General features: G+C 38.3%; 16 protein-coding genes and 1 pseudogene. 7 read left to right on the top strand and 10 right to left on the bottom strand.

The genetic code is table 11. The annotated features are described in order from the left end of the window. From FXW07_RS04810 to FXW07_RS04825, 4 genes and pseudogenes are all read right to left on the bottom strand, one after another. Positions 1 to 390 (bottom strand): annotated as a pseudogene (locus FXW07_RS04810) (hypothetical protein); the annotation flags it as partial. A 4-nt stretch (positions 391 to 394) separates the two neighbouring features. Next, complete coding sequence (locus tag FXW07_RS04815; RefSeq protein WP_229394461.1) at positions 395 to 2,149, bottom strand: formylmethanofuran dehydrogenase subunit A; 1,755 nt, start codon at positions 2,147 to 2,149, stop codon at positions 395 to 397. After that, on the bottom strand, positions 2,150 to 3,190 hold the full coding sequence (locus FXW07_RS04820) for a 4Fe-4S binding protein (protein WP_229394462.1): 1,041 nt from the start codon (positions 3,188 to 3,190) through the stop codon (positions 2,150 to 2,152). It lies immediately after the preceding gene. A 12-nt stretch (positions 3,191 to 3,202) separates the two neighbouring features. Next, on the bottom strand, positions 3,203 to 3,700 hold the full coding sequence (locus FXW07_RS04825) for an FmdE family protein (protein WP_255678688.1): 498 nt from the start codon (positions 3,698 to 3,700) through the stop codon (positions 3,203 to 3,205). A gap of 1,444 nt (positions 3,701 to 5,144) precedes the next feature. Between FXW07_RS04825 and FXW07_RS04830 the strand changes: the two genes are divergently transcribed. The 3 genes from FXW07_RS04830 to FXW07_RS04840 all read left to right on the top strand — a co-directional run bounded on the left by FXW07_RS04830 (position 5,145) and on the right by FXW07_RS04840 (position 7,643). Then, positions 5,145 to 5,354, top strand: coding sequence for a molybdopterin-binding protein (locus tag FXW07_RS04830; RefSeq protein ID WP_229394464.1), 210 nt, complete (start codon positions 5,145 to 5,147; stop codon positions 5,352 to 5,354). Between the two features lie 478 nt (positions 5,355 to 5,832). Continuing rightward, positions 5,833 to 6,510 carry a molybdate ABC transporter permease subunit gene (gene modB, locus FXW07_RS04835; protein ID WP_229394465.1) on the top strand — a complete coding sequence of 226 codons (678 nt, stop codon included), beginning with the start codon at positions 5,833 to 5,835 and terminating at the stop codon, positions 6,508 to 6,510. Between the two features lie 2 nt (positions 6,511 to 6,512). Beyond that, a complete protein-coding gene (locus FXW07_RS04840) occupies positions 6,513 to 7,643 on the top strand; it encodes an ABC transporter ATP-binding protein (protein ID WP_229394466.1) in 1,131 nt (376 codons plus the stop codon). A gap of 242 nt (positions 7,644 to 7,885) precedes the next feature. On the opposite strand, the gene FXW07_RS04845 is transcribed toward FXW07_RS04840, so the two are convergent. The 4 genes from FXW07_RS04845 to FXW07_RS04860 all read right to left on the bottom strand — a co-directional run bounded on the left by FXW07_RS04845 (position 7,886) and on the right by FXW07_RS04860 (position 11,673). Next, positions 7,886 to 8,383, bottom strand: a complete 498-nt coding sequence (locus FXW07_RS04845; protein ID WP_048122006.1) for a GNAT family N-acetyltransferase — start codon at positions 8,381 to 8,383, stop codon at positions 7,886 to 7,888. A 1,026-nt stretch (positions 8,384 to 9,409) separates the two neighbouring features. Further along, the gene (locus FXW07_RS04850) at positions 9,410 to 10,237 is read right to left on the bottom strand and encodes a sulfite exporter TauE/SafE family protein (protein WP_229394467.1); all 828 of its coding nucleotides are present in this window, start codon (positions 10,235 to 10,237) and stop codon (positions 9,410 to 9,412) included. 250 nt (positions 10,238 to 10,487) lie between these two features. Further along, positions 10,488 to 10,784 (bottom strand): Rieske 2Fe-2S domain-containing protein, encoded by a 297-nt coding sequence (locus FXW07_RS04855; RefSeq protein WP_229394468.1) that lies wholly within the window; start codon positions 10,782 to 10,784, stop codon positions 10,488 to 10,490. A gap of 481 nt (positions 10,785 to 11,265) precedes the next feature. Further along, a complete protein-coding gene (locus FXW07_RS04860; RefSeq protein WP_048122002.1) occupies positions 11,266 to 11,673 on the bottom strand; it encodes a DUF1699 family protein in 408 nt (135 codons plus the stop codon). A 584-nt stretch (positions 11,674 to 12,257) separates the two neighbouring features. Between FXW07_RS04860 and FXW07_RS04865 the strand changes: the two genes are divergently transcribed. Next, positions 12,258 to 13,142: a NosD domain-containing protein gene (locus FXW07_RS04865; RefSeq protein WP_229394469.1), complete on the top strand. Its 885-nt coding sequence runs from the start codon at positions 12,258 to 12,260 to the stop codon at positions 13,140 to 13,142. A gap of 704 nt (positions 13,143 to 13,846) precedes the next feature. Further along, positions 13,847 to 14,344 (top strand): inorganic diphosphatase, encoded by a 498-nt coding sequence (locus FXW07_RS04870; protein WP_229394470.1) that lies wholly within the window; start codon positions 13,847 to 13,849, stop codon positions 14,342 to 14,344. Positions 14,345 to 14,522: 178 nt separating this feature from the next. Here the strand turns inward: FXW07_RS04870 and FXW07_RS04875 are convergent, their stop codons facing one another. Both FXW07_RS04875 and FXW07_RS04880 read right to left on the bottom strand, forming a co-directional pair. Further along, complete coding sequence (locus FXW07_RS04875; protein ID WP_229394471.1) at positions 14,523 to 15,356, bottom strand: SDR family oxidoreductase; 834 nt, start codon at positions 15,354 to 15,356, stop codon at positions 14,523 to 14,525. 363 nt (positions 15,357 to 15,719) lie between these two features. Then, positions 15,720 to 16,190, bottom strand: a complete 471-nt coding sequence (locus tag FXW07_RS04880; protein WP_229394472.1) for a hypothetical protein — start codon at positions 16,188 to 16,190, stop codon at positions 15,720 to 15,722. Positions 16,191 to 16,597: 407 nt separating this feature from the next. Between FXW07_RS04880 and FXW07_RS04885 the strand changes: the two genes are divergently transcribed. Beyond that, positions 16,598 to 17,398: an acetoacetate decarboxylase family protein gene (locus tag FXW07_RS04885; protein ID WP_229394473.1), complete on the top strand. Its 801-nt coding sequence runs from the start codon at positions 16,598 to 16,600 to the stop codon at positions 17,396 to 17,398. A gap of 471 nt (positions 17,399 to 17,869) precedes the next feature. Next, positions 17,870 to 18,034, top strand: a complete 165-nt coding sequence (locus FXW07_RS04890; protein WP_229394474.1) for a hypothetical protein — start codon at positions 17,870 to 17,872, stop codon at positions 18,032 to 18,034. Positions 18,035 to 18,078 lie beyond the last annotated feature (44 nt).

The raw sequence follows: 18,078 nt of genomic DNA on the forward strand, positions 1-18,078 counted from the left end.
TACGTGCATGCCAGCAGAACCTTCAATTTCGATTTTTCCTGCGCTCATGCCTTCWCCAATTCTTTTTACTCTTATTGCGTCACCTTTTATGCGGATGAGGGTCTCGGCTGCAGAACTTCCTCCGTTACCTATTACTTCAAAAAACTCGGAGAGGGGATAAGTCTTTGGCCCCTGCCATATTGCCAGTTTTCCAATTTCTTCGGCACTTTTGCCTGCAAAAGAATCAGGAGTTATAACGTCGGCTTCCAGTTTAATGTCAATCTCTTTTTTAGGAATAAGCATTACTTCTCCCATTTCTTCGACACTTTTACCGGCAGCTGAAGCAGGCTTTATAACTGCTTCGAGTTTACTCTCATTTTCTTTTTTATGAATAAGTGCTCCCCCTGTCATAACTTCACCCCCCACCGTTAACCTGTATGGGAGTCGGGTTTTCCAGATACTTCTCAGGAGTCGGATAGTTGGCAAAGCCTATAGTATAGTACCTGAACCACTCCTTTACATCGGCCAGCATTTCCTTTTCCCGCTCGTCTTCTACATGTACATCGGAATAATAAGTCTGCTTTTCAGGCAAGGAAACAATATCGCCTTTAATAGCTACAATTTCGCCACCTTTTACGGTGTACTCTGCCTTCCTGAAAGCCTGAAGTAGAGCCTCATAGTTGTTCGCGTCAAACTGCTGCGGATTTATGTTATAAACGGTAACGTCTCCATCAGCACCCACTCCAAGAGAGCCTTTCCTGTGGGCCATTCCAATTGTCTTAGCAGGGTTGGCTCTGGTCAGGATCGCAAGGTCATAGAGGGAAAGTTCCCGGTTTATGCCTCCAAGGTCACTCCTGTCGTTTGCCCACTTATGGCATTCACTGAAAGTCTGTTTCCTGAAAGCTTCGGACATGATCCAGGCCATAACCTCAGGATATTTCGTAAAGGGTCCGCCATTGGGGCTGTCAGTGGTCATAATTGTCTTCCAGGGGTCATTGATTAGCAGAAGACATTCAAGCCCCATCGCCCACTGCAAGCTATGTACCGGATTGGACATGGAATAGGTAAAAGGGAGTACACCTGAACCGCACTCCATCTCAACGTCCGTATTTGACCATTTGTTTCCTGTAAGGGTGTAAAGGTCATGAATGGCAGGCCCATCTCCTGTCATAACTGTGGCTTCCCCAAAAGGAGTGCATCCACTGTCGATCACTACGTGATCTTTGTTGTTAATGTAGTTGGCAACATCCTTTACTCCAGATTCACAGTCTGCCCAGGTGGTGCCTGCAAAACTGTTGAACATAAGATGGGCGAGGTATACGGAACGGTCCCTTGAAGGGTTAATTTTAGTTTCAGCCCATTTCACATCCATGTTTTGACTGGTCTTTACTCCATCCGGGATTTTGAGGGAATCCTTAGTAATTGCATAGCATCCAGGGTGTCCCAGGTTGTTTGCATGCAGGTGGATAGGCGCTGGCATTCCCAGGCGCTCATTGACTTCGGAAAGTCCTTTTATCACTTCTCCTGGAGTAATTTCAAAATGGATATTGGCCTCATCGAGCGAGCTGATGTTTTTACCCCAGCCCCAGTTTTCTACTCCTGCAGGATTGACGCATTTAATTCCATAGGTCTTATGGGTTTTCATCATCCAGGCTACATAAGCCGCAGCTTTTTCAGTGTCCCCGTTCCGAAGGTAACGCATCAAAAAAAAGTTGTTTCCGAGTACCAGATATCCTCCCATATCAAGGAGTGGAGTGGCACGCATCTCTTCATGAGTGTGACGTGCTTCAAGAGGAGGAATGGCAGCTTCAAAGACAGTTGTATAACCCATTGCTGCATAGTCGTATCCCTGTTTATAGACCGAGGGAACAGTGTAACCTGAGCCTGAATGGGTAAGTGAAGTCTTCTGAAGATTTGATTTATAATGGTCTTCTGGACGCATCGACCTGCCGGCGTTAACCTTTGCCCCTGCAATGTGAGAGTGAGAATCAACTCCTCCGGGCATTACCGTCATACCAGAGGCATCAATAACCTTTGCGTCTTTCAGTTCGGCAGCAGAAAGCTCCCTTACAACTTTTCCGTCTTTGATAAAAACATCCATTATTTCTCCATTTATTTCGTTGAGAGGATCAAAGACGTATCCGTTCTTGATTGCAATTGTTCCTGCCATTTATTTCACCTTTCTTTTCACAAGCCAGATTGCATTCACAGGACAGATCATGGCGCAGGCTCCATCTGCTCCACACGCATCCTGGTTTACGACCGAAATTTTGCCATTCTTAACCTCAAGGAGAGCTTTTTCGTCCATGTCATTCAGGTATCCTGCAGCAAGCTCATGGCTATGGAGAGCATTTACAGGGCAGACAATCACACAATTTCCACAGCCCAGACATGCATTTTCATCAACTTCCAGGCAGGTGCGTAATATAGCATTAGGAACCGGGATTTCAAGCACTTTTTTCTCAAGAACGCCCTTTTTCTCCACATTAGGGATAATTGCAGTTTTTCTGACATCAATGGCGTTTACAGGGCAGGCAACCGCACAGGCCCCACAGTAAATACAGGCATCAGGGCGGTGACTTATTTTTTCTACTCTTTCTCCAGGTTTAGCTTTTTTATTGAAAATAGCATTTGCAGGACAGGTTTCCACACAGGTATGGCAGGTCTGGCAGACATTCTCATCTCTGTTCCAGCGCCCTTCAAATGGCTTTTCTACCGAAATAGCATTCACCGGACAGACTGCTGCACACCAGCCACAGTGGATGCAACACTCCAAATCAATATTGGTCTTTCCGACGAGCTTCAGATTTCCGTCCTCTGAAATTCCACGGGTTACCTCGATGCAGCCTCTGGGACATATATCTTCACAGAGTCCGCAGTGAACACAGCTTTCATTTACTGATGTTGGCTTCATGGCCCTGAAAAGATAGGACATGTCGGTGAGGGTTTTTCCTTCCTGTTTCAACTCAAGGGCACCTGTGGGGCAGACTTTTGCACAAATTCCACAGGCAATGCAGGCTTCACTTTCTGTCATTTCCAAAAAATCCGCATCCAACAGCCCTCTTACTACAGCTCCAACAGCCCCAATGGCCAGTATGCCTTTTGGGCATGCCTGTACGCAGGTCCCGCAGCCAATGCATTTTTCAGGGTAATAAATTAGCTGTTTGCCTTTTATTTCAGCAAAGACAGGCAATTGCATATCTTTTTGCATTTTGCTTACCTCTCAACATTGTTCTGTGCAACCGCCGCACAGCAGTTCGTTATCGTGTTGAATGAACATTTCACCGCAGCTTTCACAGCACTGAATTCGCTTTTTTTTGCGTACCGGAACTTCTACATCCACAAATTTCCAGGAATAGACCTTTTCCCCTGCATCCAGAAGGATTGGTACAACCTCTGTATGAGGAAGCTTTTCAGTGTTCAGGAACCAGGCGTGGAGTTTGGGATAATATTTCGTTTTTTCAGGGTCGAGAATGATTCTGACACCTTTTATGCTGTTCACTCCTTCAGGCGCCTGTTTGTTTACCGTGACAGCCATTTTCCCCAAATTCACGATCTTTAACCCATTGTTTCCGATGGTTGCTCCGGCAAGGATCTGAAATGGATCCGGCATGCAGCTTTTTGTTTCGCAGGTCACGTATATGCGCTCCCTATCCTGGACGTCGAGTTCTCTTCTTGCGATATTGAGCATCTGGATGCCAATTAATGCCCCGGAAGTCAGGAAGCCGTGAAATGGAACGACCTATTCAACCTGTAAAAGCAGTTCAGGGTCTTTTATCTGCTTTATGATCTCTTCCATTGCTTCTTTCTCTAATTGCGAGTTTTTATGCAATGCATACACCCCCCACAGGTTCAAACGCTCTTATTTTTGAGCAGGAACGTCAGATAAAATATTGCGTAAATTTATATAATAAATAGAATATATATTTATCTTTAAAGAATGCTTATTCTCAATAAGTGTTGTCTATGAATTGTAGAAAACCGTATCATAAGAATCTCTATAATTTTTCCAGGTTGTATCTTTGTATCCTGAATTGATTTCGCAGATTCAAATCCATTTGAAAGTTCAATACATAATGCAACATCAGGTGACGCAAAAAGTTCAACACTGAGTAAATTCCGATTCTATTTGATTCTATTTTGTTCTGATTAGATTTTGGTACTCAGGATGATCATGTTAAAGAAGCAAATTTAAAGTTGAGCTCAAATAATGAGCCATCTTTATACGATATTTGACTGCAATAAAAAAATCAAAAAAGCAAAATAATTTTTGGGATGAAACATCGTTATGTTTTGTCAAACATAACGTTATATATAGTTTGTATGCTTTCATGGTTATTGAGGATCACAGAAGATAAAATCTTATCCAAAAAAGTTTCAAATCCCCTAAATTCAGGTATTTATTAGGCAAAAGTAATATACCGAAAATTAACCTGTGAACCACCCTACCTATGAGCTCCTATCTTTGTGTATAAAGAGAATAGGCCATAGGAAAATTATTCCCTATTCCAGAAACTTTCCCATTTTCAGGGAAAATAAAATCCATTATTTCACATCCTTGCTCCAAATAAAATACAATAATGGATTTTCCTGAGAGAGAAGGACAGGAGAGGAAGTTAAACCTCACAAAAAGGAAGGTTGGACTTGGTTTGGCGAGAATTACTTCATAAATTTAAAAGGTTTAATTTGAATGTAAATGTTGGGATTTTGAAATGGATATGTTGTTCTTGTAATTCTGTGGTCCTCATTTAATAAAACTGGCTCTTAGCCATTCTTTATGGATAAAATGATTTTCAATTCAAGACCGCATTGGGTTTTATGAGGACATTATGAGGACATTATGAGGATATCCACATAAATACCGATATCCACATAAATACCGATATCCACACAAAATAACGAAGAGCCAAATATATATGGAATTGGCAGCAATTGGAAATTTTCAGCAAAAATAAAAACGGCATCAATTGGCATTAGTTTGCAAAATCTATCACGGTATGCGGTACCTAACAAACCATGTAAATTCTGGCTTTCGATGTTGATTATAAATTGTTACCAAACATATAGAATAAAGCTGTATTATATATACGCAAACTATATTATCAAGTAGGCCATAAGTGAAAACACAGGTGTTTATTATGAACACTTGAAGGAGGAGCAAGGAAATGAAATTAAGTGCACGCAATGTTTTAAAAGGAAAGGTTAAAAGTATTGTCACGGGAATGGTCAATTCTGAAGTTGTAATAGAATTGCCTGGCGGAGCAGAAATGACTTCCATCATCACAAAGGCCTCAGCTGAAAACCTGAAGCTAAAAGAAGGAAGCGAAGTATACGCAATCATCAAGGCTTCAAATGTGATGATTGGTACAGATTAATCCCCAATTTTCGTTTCATGATTTGTGCATGAAAATATTAGTAAAATTGTAAATAGAGTCATTCCACTCTGCAGAAGTCCATTATGGCTGCCCAGTTTTGTTAGCGGTAGCTTAAAAAGGCAAGTGTATTGTACGTTTGCAGAGTGTGAAATCATTTTAAATCATTTTAAATCAGTTTGTGTCTTTAGCGGGACCTTATTTAGTTCGGATTTATTTTGAATACTCGATTTCCATAATCTAAACTCAATTTCCAGAATCTAAAGTGCTCTGCTAAAAAAACTTTACCTCAAAATATCCTGATTAAATAAGGAATATTAAAAATATAACTTCAAATTTGCATTTCAGGAATTGACCAATAATTTCATTATCCCAATAATGATTCTTGGCAACAAATATCTTGATATCCCTAATATTATACTTGAATCATTTCCAGGCATTTAGTTATCTCTTGAATAAGATTATCCCGAAAATAAAAGACATGATCATTATGTTGGACAAGGTATGGTTTCCTTTATCTCTTACGCTCTGGGTAGCAACCATATCATCAGTTTTAGTCCTTTGCACTGGCGTAATCATAGCTTATGTATTTGCGAGGCATGATTTCCGGGGAAAAGAGCTTGCAGAGCTTTTAGTAACACTTCCTCTAGTTCTCCCGCCCACAGTAATTGGATATCTTCTGGTTATTCTTGTAGGTAGAAACGGACTTCTTGGCCACCTCATTTACAATTTTTTTGGCACCGGGATTATGTTTACCTGGCAGGCAGCAGTCATTGCGGCTTATACAGTTTCTCTTCCTCTTATGGTCAGAGCTGCTCAGGCAGCCATTGAAGCAGTAGATAAAGAGCTTGAATATGCAGCCTACATTCTTGGGAGAAGTGAGGTTGAAACTGCTCTCCTTATAACTTTTCCTCTTGCAAAAAGGGGCATACTGGCAGGGCTGGTACTTAGTTTTGCAAGGGCTGTCGGAGAATTCGGAGCAACCCTTATGCTGGCAGGGAATATTCCGGGGAAAACAAACACAATGTCTATCTCAATATACAGCGCTTTTCAGGCAGGTAATGATGAACTTGCTCAGGCTCTGGTTTTAATCCTAATTTTTATATCCCTGCTGGCTATATCTCTAACCGGACGATTCGTAGGAAAATTAGAGGTATAATTTTGGGCATTAAAGTTGACCTTAAAAAACAGTATAATGATACTGCTCACAGTGGTAAAAAAAGCGTTAAGAAATCCTTTACGTTAGACGTCAGCTTTCAAATGGAAAATGAACTTGTTGTGCTTTTTGGGCCTTCAGGGTCGGGAAAGACCACGTTATTTAAATGCATTTCCGGGATTACGAATCTTGATGAGGGAAAAATAACCGTAGAGAATAAAGTTTATTTCGATAAAGATCAAAAAATCAATCTACCTATTCAGAAACGCAATCTGGGTTATGTTTTCCAGAACTATACTCTTTTTCCCCATATGAGTGTAAGAAAAAACATAGAATGCGGGCTCAAAGGTTGGGAGAAAGAAGCAAAGGAAGAAAGGGTTCTGGAAATGCTTAATCTTCTTCATATTGAGGAGTTAGAGACCCGATATCCGTCCCAGCTGTCAGGCGGGCAGAAGCAGAGAGTTGCTCTGGCAAGAGCGCTGGCTCCCAAACCAGAAATTTTACTTCTGGATGAGCCCTTCTCTGCACTGGATCTGGAAATAAGAACCGAGCTTGCAGAAAAAATAAAAGACCTTCAGGCCAAAATTGGAATACCTGTTTTGTTTATCACTCACAATCTGGAAGAAGCTTTCCATCTGGCCGACAAGATTCTTATCTTATACGAGGGGAAAGCTCAGCAGTTCGGGGCTCCGGAAGAGATATTCTATCATCCTGAAAATCTGCATGTGGCAGAATTAGTTGGTATCTCCAATATTTTCGATGATGCTTATGTTGAAAAACATGATGAAGAGTCAAAATGTACAGTGTTAAAAAGTGGAGACCTGAGTTTAAGGATAAAAACCCAGAAATTCAAGCCTGGAGATAAAGTTTCCTGGGGAATTCACCCTGAGAACATAACTCTTCTTTTACCTGACTCCAGCTCTGAAAATCAAGATGAAAATACTTACTCTGTCCGTATCAATGATATAATCAATAAAGGACCAAAAAAGCGCATTACACTTACACTTGTTAGATGCAACAAAACTCTGACTGCAGAAGTACCTGCACAGTTTGTTGATTCTCTGAAACTGCATGCAGGTGATATATGCCTGGCAAAATTGGAAATGACTAAAGTAGTGGCATTCCATAAATCATGACTCAATAACTAAATTTAGGCTCTTGTGCTTTCCGTGGTTTTCAAAAAATTCATTTCTGACATACTTTGGAATCGATGCACTAGATATAGTCACCCGTACTTGTTGCAACAAAAAACTTCATTTTACCTCATTGGGCAGTTGCATTATTTAGCCTTGTGACTATATGCAGAAAAACTTTAACCTCTGGCTGGTTATTTATAAAGAATATATTATCAATGGTGTGAAGCATTGTGATATCAGCATTATAATATTATTTTTTGGTATGCCATTACATCTAGCAGTTGTCCAAATTTCTCTCCTACTTCTTTATAATGCGCACATTTGCTAAAGCCGTTTCTTACAAATAAATTAATACTCTTAGAATTTTCTCCGCATATTGTCGCAATAAGTACGTGAATATTTTGCTTTTTTGCAACATCTTCAATGAACTTAACAGCCTGGCTGCCTATACCTTTACCAATGTAATCCGGCTTTAAGTATACAGTTACCTCAGCAGTTCCATCGTATGCTTCACGCTTTTTGTACTGAGTCAATATTACATATCCATTAATTTTATCAGCAGATTTTATGACAAAAGTTTTATATTTAGGATTTTCAAAGAATACCAATTCTCGCATTTCATCTTTTGAGAAAGCATGCGCGTGAAAGGTTACATTTGTGTTGAGAACATAGTGAGTATAAATTTCCAAAACATCATTCAGATGTTCTTCCTTTATTTCATCAAAAATAACTTTACACATTTTGATCTGCCTTTAAAAACTTAATTTTCTTGTATTAAAAAGTCATTCAATCAGATTGAATTATTTTAAAGGTTTCCTGATGGCCGTTATTATTCCAAGTATATAGGTCAATCTAACCTAATACTGAATATCAACTATTATACTAACACTATTCGTGGAATTTAAAATTTGAGATAAGCACGAGGAAGTACCTGCGGTTTTTCCTTATTCTTATGAAATTTACAAGAAAGCAGACATGAGTATGCGAATTGTTTAGAAAAATCCCAATTCATTATTGATGGTCAACCAGCTTATCAGAACATATCTTTTATTCAGGAGAAGGTAAAAAGCATAGAATTCAAGTATAGGCCCACAATTTGTCCTTACTGTAGGATCATACTAATAATATAATCAATAACGGGTCAACGCGTGGCAAAATTAGAAATGGCTAAAGTGAGTGGCATTCCATAATTTTAAACCAATAAATAACAGAATTTGGATATGAAATGACCCATATACTCAAAATTTGCTTCTTTGGATTTAGTATTTTAGTGACTACTCAAATTCTTCTAATGAAAGCAGTTCTAACAATCTCGTTGATTAAGGTTAAAAACAGTTTTAGGGATCAGTTTGTTCTCTGGGTCTTTATTGATTTCAGCCACTGAATTCTGAAAGAAATCCTCAATTTTTACGATCCCATATAAAAATCTCAGCATTCTTTATGCAGGCTACTTATCCGTAAATCATTATCGAATCGAGTCTTACAGTACCTATTTTTGTCCAGTAACTGCAAGTATTACAATACTGAGTTTCACCATCGGAGTGCAATTTCAGTTTTGAATGGCATTTTGGACATATTTTGAGATGTTTCATGAACAAAACCACTTTCTTCTTCTATTTCTTCTATTTCTTCTTTTCACTTTTCCCTATGGAAGTCTATTTCCTCCTTATACCATATATATTTTACGGGTGGCGGGCCATAAATTGAACAGAAATCCTATACAGTCTAAAGATCATATTTCGCGGTTATAAAAAGAACGAATGAGTTCAATATAAAATACGATCAACAACGCCTGTCATTTTCAGCCCGACATAGAGCATTATAACTATGAATAAATGCTTCAAATGCTCGGGATTCATAAGATGAGCAATTTTAGCTCCGTTTTTTGCTGCAAGAAACGATGGAAATGCAAGTAAAATCCAATTTAGAAGATTTAAGTATCCAACAGAATAAGGAGGGAGTCCGTCCTTTCCCCAGCCATTGATTATGTACCCAATAGATCCACTAAAAGAGGTAAAAATTATTACTGCAGCTGATGTCCCTACGGCTTTTCGCATATCTAAATGAAGAAAAATCAACATGATTGGAATTCCAATAACTCCTCCCCCAAGCCCTAAAAGGCCGGAGAAAAAGCCTATGAGGATGCCTGAAAAAATATAAGGAAATGGATTAGAGCTGGTATGTTTCTTTTCTACAACAGCAGGAGTAAAATAAGTCCTTATTGCACCAATTAAAACTACAATTCCAAAAATTTTGCTAAGGGTAGAAGCCGGTAAATAAGAAGCTACGGCTGCTCCCACAAAACTGAAGATTGATCCGAAAATCCCTATTATTGTTGCCTGTTTCCAGAGTACTGCATTCTTTTGGTGGTAAATGTGAGCAACATTTATAGCATTTAGCAGAACTACAAAAAGAGTTGTACCAAAAGCTACTCTTATTGCAATGTCATGCTGAAGCCCGGTCTCCTGCAGAAGCCAGTACTGAACAGGAGACATGATAAAGCCTCCACCAATACCAAGCATACCCGAGACAATACCAGTAAAAAATCCTGTAAGAATTAGGATACCAAGATAAAGGGGGTCTGTAGGAGTCATTTCCAGTCAAGTAGAATTTATTTCTAATTACCTGAGGTCCTGTACTTTTTTTCCAATAAAAGAAGAAACACGTCCTTTTCCTCTTTTGAGCATGCATTTGCCTATGAGTTAATCAAAGTATCTGCTCAAAAATTTTGATGTTTGAGAAACTGATTGCTCTGCTGTTAATTATCTAAGTCCGCCTGGACTACTTACTTTTTCTCACGTTATCCTTTTTGGCTTAAGTTTTTTAATTACCATGATATCAATCTTACTTATTTATTTTCGTATTTACTTTCTTTTCCGGAAGCCCATATGCTGCAGGACTTTTAATTACATCTCCATTTGCATTATAGCGGGAGCCGCGACACGGACAGTCCCAGGTCTTTTCTGCATTATTCCCGGAAACAATACATCTCATGTGCCTATAGAACGGATCAAGCGTATGGAGCGCCCCTGTCTCATCTCTATATGCTGCAACCTTTTCACCTTCTATTTTGACAATTGCGCCTTCTCCAGGCAAAATCTGCGAAACTTTTTCATGAATGGGTACAGTATTTTTTAACATTTATTGGAATTTTAGAGATTCAATTAAAAAGTTCCAACAAAAAATAGTACCAACAAAAAATAGTCCCAACAAAAAAATAGTACCAACAAAAAAATAGTACCAACAAAAAAGGGTTCCAACAAAAAAATAGTTCCAACAAAAAAGGGTTCCAACAAAAATAGTCCCAACAAAAAAGGGTTCCAACAAAAAATAGTACCAACAAAAAATAGTCCCAACAAAAAGGGTCCCAACAAAAAGGGTTCCAACAAAAAAGGTAAACATTACGGTGATAAAAAAGAAAAACACCACTGTGAATTCCCTTAAGTAGGAAACACAGGCTAAATTTTAAGCTCGATAACTTTATAGAGCTTCTGTAAATGAAAAACTTAAACTGGAGATCAGGGAATAAAGTGGATCCCTGAAAGGCCTGAGACTTTTCTGACTATCTTTGAATATGGTCAAATCTCCAGTGAAGAGTTAAAGATATCTTATCTGTATCAACTCAGGCAGGCGCTTCCTTGTTCATGATATAAGCAACCATTTCGGGATTGATTTTGCTTTCCCTTGAAACTTTTGCTTCTATATCTTCATTGGATTTGCCTTCGATTTTCATTTCTTTTATTCTTTCAATAACCGAGGACGGAACGGTATAGTATTCATTAATGTCCTTCCTGTGACCCCAGACATCACCTTCGATAAGCTGGATTTTTTGCATTTCAAGAAACATCTCTATGGACTTTGAGATTGTGCCCATGTAGGATTTTGGTAACTGAACTACTTCAATCTTAGGGCAGGTTTCAACCAGTCCAAATACATCCTTGTTCGAAGGTCTAAAAGCTAGGTGAACGATGCGTTCATTAGGATTCAATGTAAAGATTTCTTCTCTTGAACTAACTATTCTGATTTTCATGTTTTTCCCCTACTATGAAATTTTTATGTTTTTAATTAATAGAAACTACTTTCACTGACTATAAATGTTTATCTTATAGTGTAGTTATTTTTCATACAGTCTTCTGTTTCTCTTGATTCCGTAATTTCCTTCAATTAAACGAATGAATGAACCAACTGAAAGAATTGTTGTGATTTAAAGACTGGAATTAGCCAGCTGAGATAATTGTTAGATTAAAACTGATGTTAGTTCATGAAAAGGTAATGAAATAATATGTATTTCAGAATATTTAAGAAAATATTAGTAAATATACCTGAATAAATAGGAAAAATTATATATTATTTCAATCTTACAGACTGAAGTTATTATATATGGTTAACAGCTTAATATGTATACCTTTGTAAATAAAATACTGTAGCTTAGATAATAGTCAAATTAATTTGAAAATAGAATCTAATCGAGTTAATTCAAAAATTGAATTCTCTGAGTATTAATCTCTTGATAATTAATTAAATTCTGGATAACTAGTTATTTGATAATCAACTAAACAAAAGAATAGACTAAGAAATTTCATCAATACTAGAGAACTTTATCGGGGTTTTGTCTTGCGGGATACAAAAAAAGTTATGTTGGTGATATTAGCAGTATTACTTTCACTTCAAGCTATTACTTGCAATGCTTCTGCTAAAACTATTTATGTAGAGTCTGGAAACTCAATTCAAAAAGCAATAGATAGTTCTAATTCCGGAGATACAATAATTGTAAACCCGGGAACATACAGTGGAGATATTGAAATCTCAACTGCGAATATAACCGTAATGTCAAGCAGTCCATATAAAGCAATAATTAAAGCTGAAAACAACGCCTTCAATATTTATGAAAAGAATGTTACAATAAAAGACTTTGACATAAGAGGCCCAGGGAGATCTTCAGGTACTTGTTTTTCGTTTGGCCGCAATGAAGGTACGAACGGTGCTTTTTACTGTACGGTTCAAGATAACAAGATATATAACTTTAATATGGCGGCAGATGTTGGTTTTTATATGTACAGCGGAAGCGAGTATATTCTTAATAATGAGATTTACAACTGCGAAACAGGAGTATACGCCTTTGATCTTATGTTTCAAGACATAACAGTTAGTGGAAATAAAATTACAGGCTGTGACAATGGACTATATCTTGTTGATGCTCCATGTACCGTTACTAATAATAATTTTAACAATACAGTGAATGTAAATATCTCTGATGGAACCGAAAACATCTTCAACACTACGAAAACAAGTGGAGTAAACATTGTAGGCGGCTCTTATCTGGGTGGTAACTGCTGGGCAACCCCTTCAGGCGACGGTTTCTCACAGACCCATTCCGATAAAAACAGGGATGGTTTTGCAGATGAACCTTATAAATTGGAAGGTTCTAATTATGTTGATTATCTACCTCTTGTACCTTTGAACGCCTCTTTTATTGTTTTTTCGGAACCTCCTGCCTAGGAAGAGTAACTTTGAAAACGTAGTTTACCAACAAAAAAGTGAAAAATATTAATATGAACATGCAAATTGAAATCAAATTCATTGGTCATCGGTTAAGAAATTCTCTTGCCGCGGATCTCGATTTCAACAAAAAATCAAGCCCAAATTTTGAGCGTTTAAACTGAAATTGATATCAAACTCCAGCTTAATATCACTGAATGGTTTAACAAACTTTGTGGAAATCAATGCAATTGATAACGGTTTCTCCTTAACCGATGACCAATGAAATCAAATTAGAATATTAAGTTTAGGTAAGAGGATCACGTATTAAAAGCAAATACAGTAGATCCTTCTTACCCATAAGGGCTTTTCTCAACGATATTTGTACTAAAAGAAAATTTGCGATTATATCTTGCCTTATTTGGAATGAAAATGTGCCATCTGCAAGCATTTTCATTTCTTTGTGCATGTTATTCAAAGAATATCATGTTCGTTTTTTGAATAATTATTTTTTACCAACTAAAATTGGTGTCATTTATGTGTCATTTATGTGTCTTTTTATTTAGAATCTTTTTTTTCAGTTTCTCCTTTCATATTAAGAAAATTAACCTCATGAGGTCATGTTTTAATAGTATGACTCTATCAGGGGACATGATCTATGAACTAATAAATTATTACAATCATAAAAAGCAATTAGCAAGCAGGAGTAAAAAGGAAGTGACGGTATGACGGAAAGACCGGTTGAAAGTGTACTTATCGAGATCCCGAAGGGAAGCCGAAACAAATATGAATACGATAAAGAAAAAAAAGTAATTAAATACGACAGAATGCTTTTTTCTTCAATGGTATATCCCTCGGACTATGGTTTTTTCCCAGACACCCTGGCCCTTGACGGTGATCCTTTAGATGCCATGGTTTTAACCTGGGAACCTACATTTCCGGGATGTATAATAGAGGTACATCTTGTGGCACTTTTTGACATGGAAGATGATAAAGGAAGAGATCAAAAAATACTCTGTGTTCCAAAGAATGACCCTATGTGGAATTATATTGAGACCGTTGATCAGGTTCCGCCTCATCTATTTAAGGAGATTACTAACTTTTTCCAAACTTATAAGAATTTAGAAGAAAAACGCGTGAGGGTTATCGGTTGGAAAGACCTCGAAACAGCAGTCGCTGTACTTCAGGAAGCTAAAGATCGATATCTCGAACAAAAGAAATAAGAACAAACTAAATAAGAACAAAAGAAATAAAATCATCAGTGAGGGCTTAAGCTCTATAATTTGTCCAGCTAAGCGACCCTTAAAAATCTATTGCTTTTATAGTCTTGCCTATGCCCAGAGACAGATTATTCTCATTGAGCATGGTAAAGTCCCACTCACTGATTCAACTCCAACTCCATCATATCTTCTGTCTTTTTGACCACTCTATCCGTCGATCATGAGCCATTTTCAACAGAAAGTCTTCTGCGACTTCAGAGGAATTAGAGTATTCATGCCAGAGCCACCCACCTGGCTGCTCCGGAACCACAATTATTCCTTTTTTATCCGCAACGCCCTGAAGGATTATATTTGCGGCTTCTTCAGCTGGAATTGCGTCCTCAGGGGCTTTAATCTCTTCATGAACTGGGCCCATTATGGGCTTTTTCCATATCCTTGAAACGACCGCTGCAGGACATGTAACTGAGAAATGAATGCCTTCTTCAGCAAATTCGTACCGCATGCTTTCACTCATCCCAACAACTGCGTACTTGGTAGCGCAATAAAGAGCCTGGAATGGAAAAGGTATAATTCCTGCGAGGGAAGCCGTGTTAACAATATGCCCTCCACCCTGAAGACGCATAACTGGCAACGCGGCATTAATGCCGTATATAACACTCCAGAGATTAACATCAATAATGGAGCGCCAGTGTTCAAGCGTAGCGTCAACAGTTGGCATCGTACCTCCAATACCCGCATTATTAAATAGAAAGTCAATTCTACCTTCCGCAGCAACGGTGTCCTGAATAGCTTTATCAACCTCAGGCTGTTTTGTCACATCAACAAGCAGAATTCGAATCTGTCCGGCATATGCATCAAGATTCTTAGCTGCCGATTCCAGGCTTTCCTTATTCCGACCAGCCATGAAGACTATTGCTCCTTTCTCCAACAGTGCTTCACTTATAGCATAACCGATTCCAGAATTCGCACCGGTTACCAGGCAACACTTATCCTTGAAGTAATCTTCAACCCCCATTTTCACTTCCCCTTTTCCTTTTCACAGCTTGTATTTTTGACTAATTTTCCTGTACATCCAGATGGAAGAACCAGTAAGGATTTACTTTCCGGTTAAATATACCATTGTATTATCGATAAGATTTTTGTCAATCTTTTCAGGCATAAACACAGTGTCTCAAATTTGCTGTAAATTTGAAGTCAATTTTTTGCGTACTATGGAGAAAATTAATCTTTCAATATGTGATTTTCTGCCCAATAACTTCTTGAGATTTATGATTTTACAGAAAAATTGGCACACTGCCAGGATAAAAATAAGATTTCTGCCAGGATAAAATAAGATTTTCTTGAAATACAAACTTCTCTCATGCATTTTACAGTAGAGTTACAACTGGCGCAGTATCGCCATACGGGCTACAAAATAGGCGACCGGACCGGTATAAATCAGCTTGAACAATGCCAGTTTCTCAGCAGAAAGCTCTTTAATGCCAAATAGAGAGGAAATCGAGATAGTTAAAATCATCATAATCAATACCGTGAAAATGAACAGTACAGTACCCAGCAGTACTCCTCGCCTGGGCAACCGTGACAGTACTGGTCCCGGATGGGGCAGATTTTCATTTTTGAAACGGCCGGCGTGAAGCTGGCGATTAATATCAGCTGCCGAGAAAACCGTCACAAGCCACGTCATCACGATTGAGGTGATTATTGTATCAATTATAATCCCGGATAAAGCAACGCTGTCCACATTCCTGTTGATGTAAAATGCCAGAAGAGGATTTACCACCATGTTAATCAGGGCAGCCGCAAGAGCCTGTTTATGAATATATGAATCAATTGAGCTCAGGTTTACCATACCTCCTCTCCACTACCAAAATAAGCAATGAACCTTTGAAGATTCTTGATTTATGGCAATCATTTTCCCCCATTCATGCAAAGCGGATTAAGCATCAAAACCTGTCCCAAAGCATGTCTGTAAAATGATAAATATCCCTCAAAATTCCCCAATAAAACGACAGACTGCAGTCTTTCTGTGACTTACTGTGAAACTCTTTTTGATCCTTTATTGCTGCATATCTGGAGATCGATTATTCCTAATAATATATAACTAATATTGGATATATGCCTAATATTAGATAATAATCTCAACTTAAAATAAACACTATAACGTATCATATGCCTGTCAGATTAGATTACATATATTATGCATATTATTATATTATAATCTCAGAATTATAATCTGAATACCTGGGGGGTTTGACTATGTTTCGATTTGAAGAAAATAAATGTTATAGGATGCCAGCTCATTTTGGCGGTTTTGACTGCCCTGGTCCTGAAGCTGCACTTTATTACAGGGATGCAGTTTCTATAACTTTTGCATATACCACAGATGAAAACCAGCTGGAAAACTACGTGCCCGAAGGTTTTGAGCTGTTACGTCCTGAACTGAACGTTTCCTACAGTCAATTCAGAGAGATCGACTGGATGGCAGGAGGGGGATATAATTTAGTTCAGGTCAGTGTTCCAGCTCGTTTTAACGGTAAGCGTGACCAGGTGGAAGGACAATTCATTCTGGTGGTCTGGGAAAATAAAACCTGGCCGATTCTTGGGGGAAGAGAGGAAACGGGTATACCAAAAATTTATGCTGACATAGAGGACCTGCACATCATTCAACCTAACTACTATACAAGTGCAAGTTATGAAGGAAACACATTTCTCCGCCTGGAAATGCTAGGGTCAAAGCCTGTGGAAGGGCAAATGTTATCGAAAATGCAGGCTTCTGCAGCCACGATCAATGCCCTTGGATGGCGCTATATTCCCAAAGTTGGAAGTCCTGGAGCAGACTTAAGCCAGCCCATTCTATATCCCCAGGGGGCCGAGATCCATAGCGCCTGGACAGGTAGCGGTACTATCAAATGGACTCCACTGAGCTGGGAACAGAACCCTGGCCAGTGGCATATAATAAAGGCGCTGGCAGAGCTTCCCATGTTCGAAATAGCTCCGGTCATCATGTCGAAAGGTATTGTCGTTTTGAAACCGAATAAAGGGCTTGTTCTCGAATAACTGGAAATATACCTGTCACATACCTGTCGCGATTTTGCAGGTTTTTTCATAAATTTTTGCAGGATTATTTGGAGATAAGCACATTTTATAGGTATGCCAGCATTGGGAGTTCCTGTGAAATATATAAAGAACCTTTTTTAATTAAAACATTAAGTTTTAAGGGCTTTGATAAGTATTCATTCATTACATTAAGGTTCTTTAAGATTTTAAAGTTGTAATAAAGCTTCTTTTTTAAATTAAATCTCTTTAAACCCTCAATTTTTGAAAGTAACTTTATATTTTTGCCAGCTCATTTAGTGACTGTCAGCAGATCAATAGTCTGAAGACAACCGAAAATACGTAAAAAATGGAACAATAAAAAATCCAGGCAAGAAACACCACTATAAAACCAGTCAAGAAAAACCACTAAAAACTAGGCAAGAAAACCACTAAAAACTAGGCAAGAAAAAACACGGCTCTTCGTCATTTCCTGTGGATAAGACGATTTCCATTCGAGACCTCATTGGTTTTTATGAAGACATTATGAGGATATCCACACAAAATAACGAAGAGCCAAAACCCACTATAAAATCAGGCAAGAAACCCTCTATAAAACCAGGTAAGAAACCCACTAAAACCAGGCAAGAAAACCAGTAAAAACCAGACAATAGAACAATTCACCACAAGGTAAGTATCTCGAA

It is taken from the genome of Methanosarcina sp. DH1, assembly GCF_020804205.1.
In the GTDB taxonomy this organism is placed as follows: domain Archaea; phylum Halobacteriota; class Methanosarcinia; order Methanosarcinales; family Methanosarcinaceae; genus Methanosarcina; species Methanosarcina vacuolata.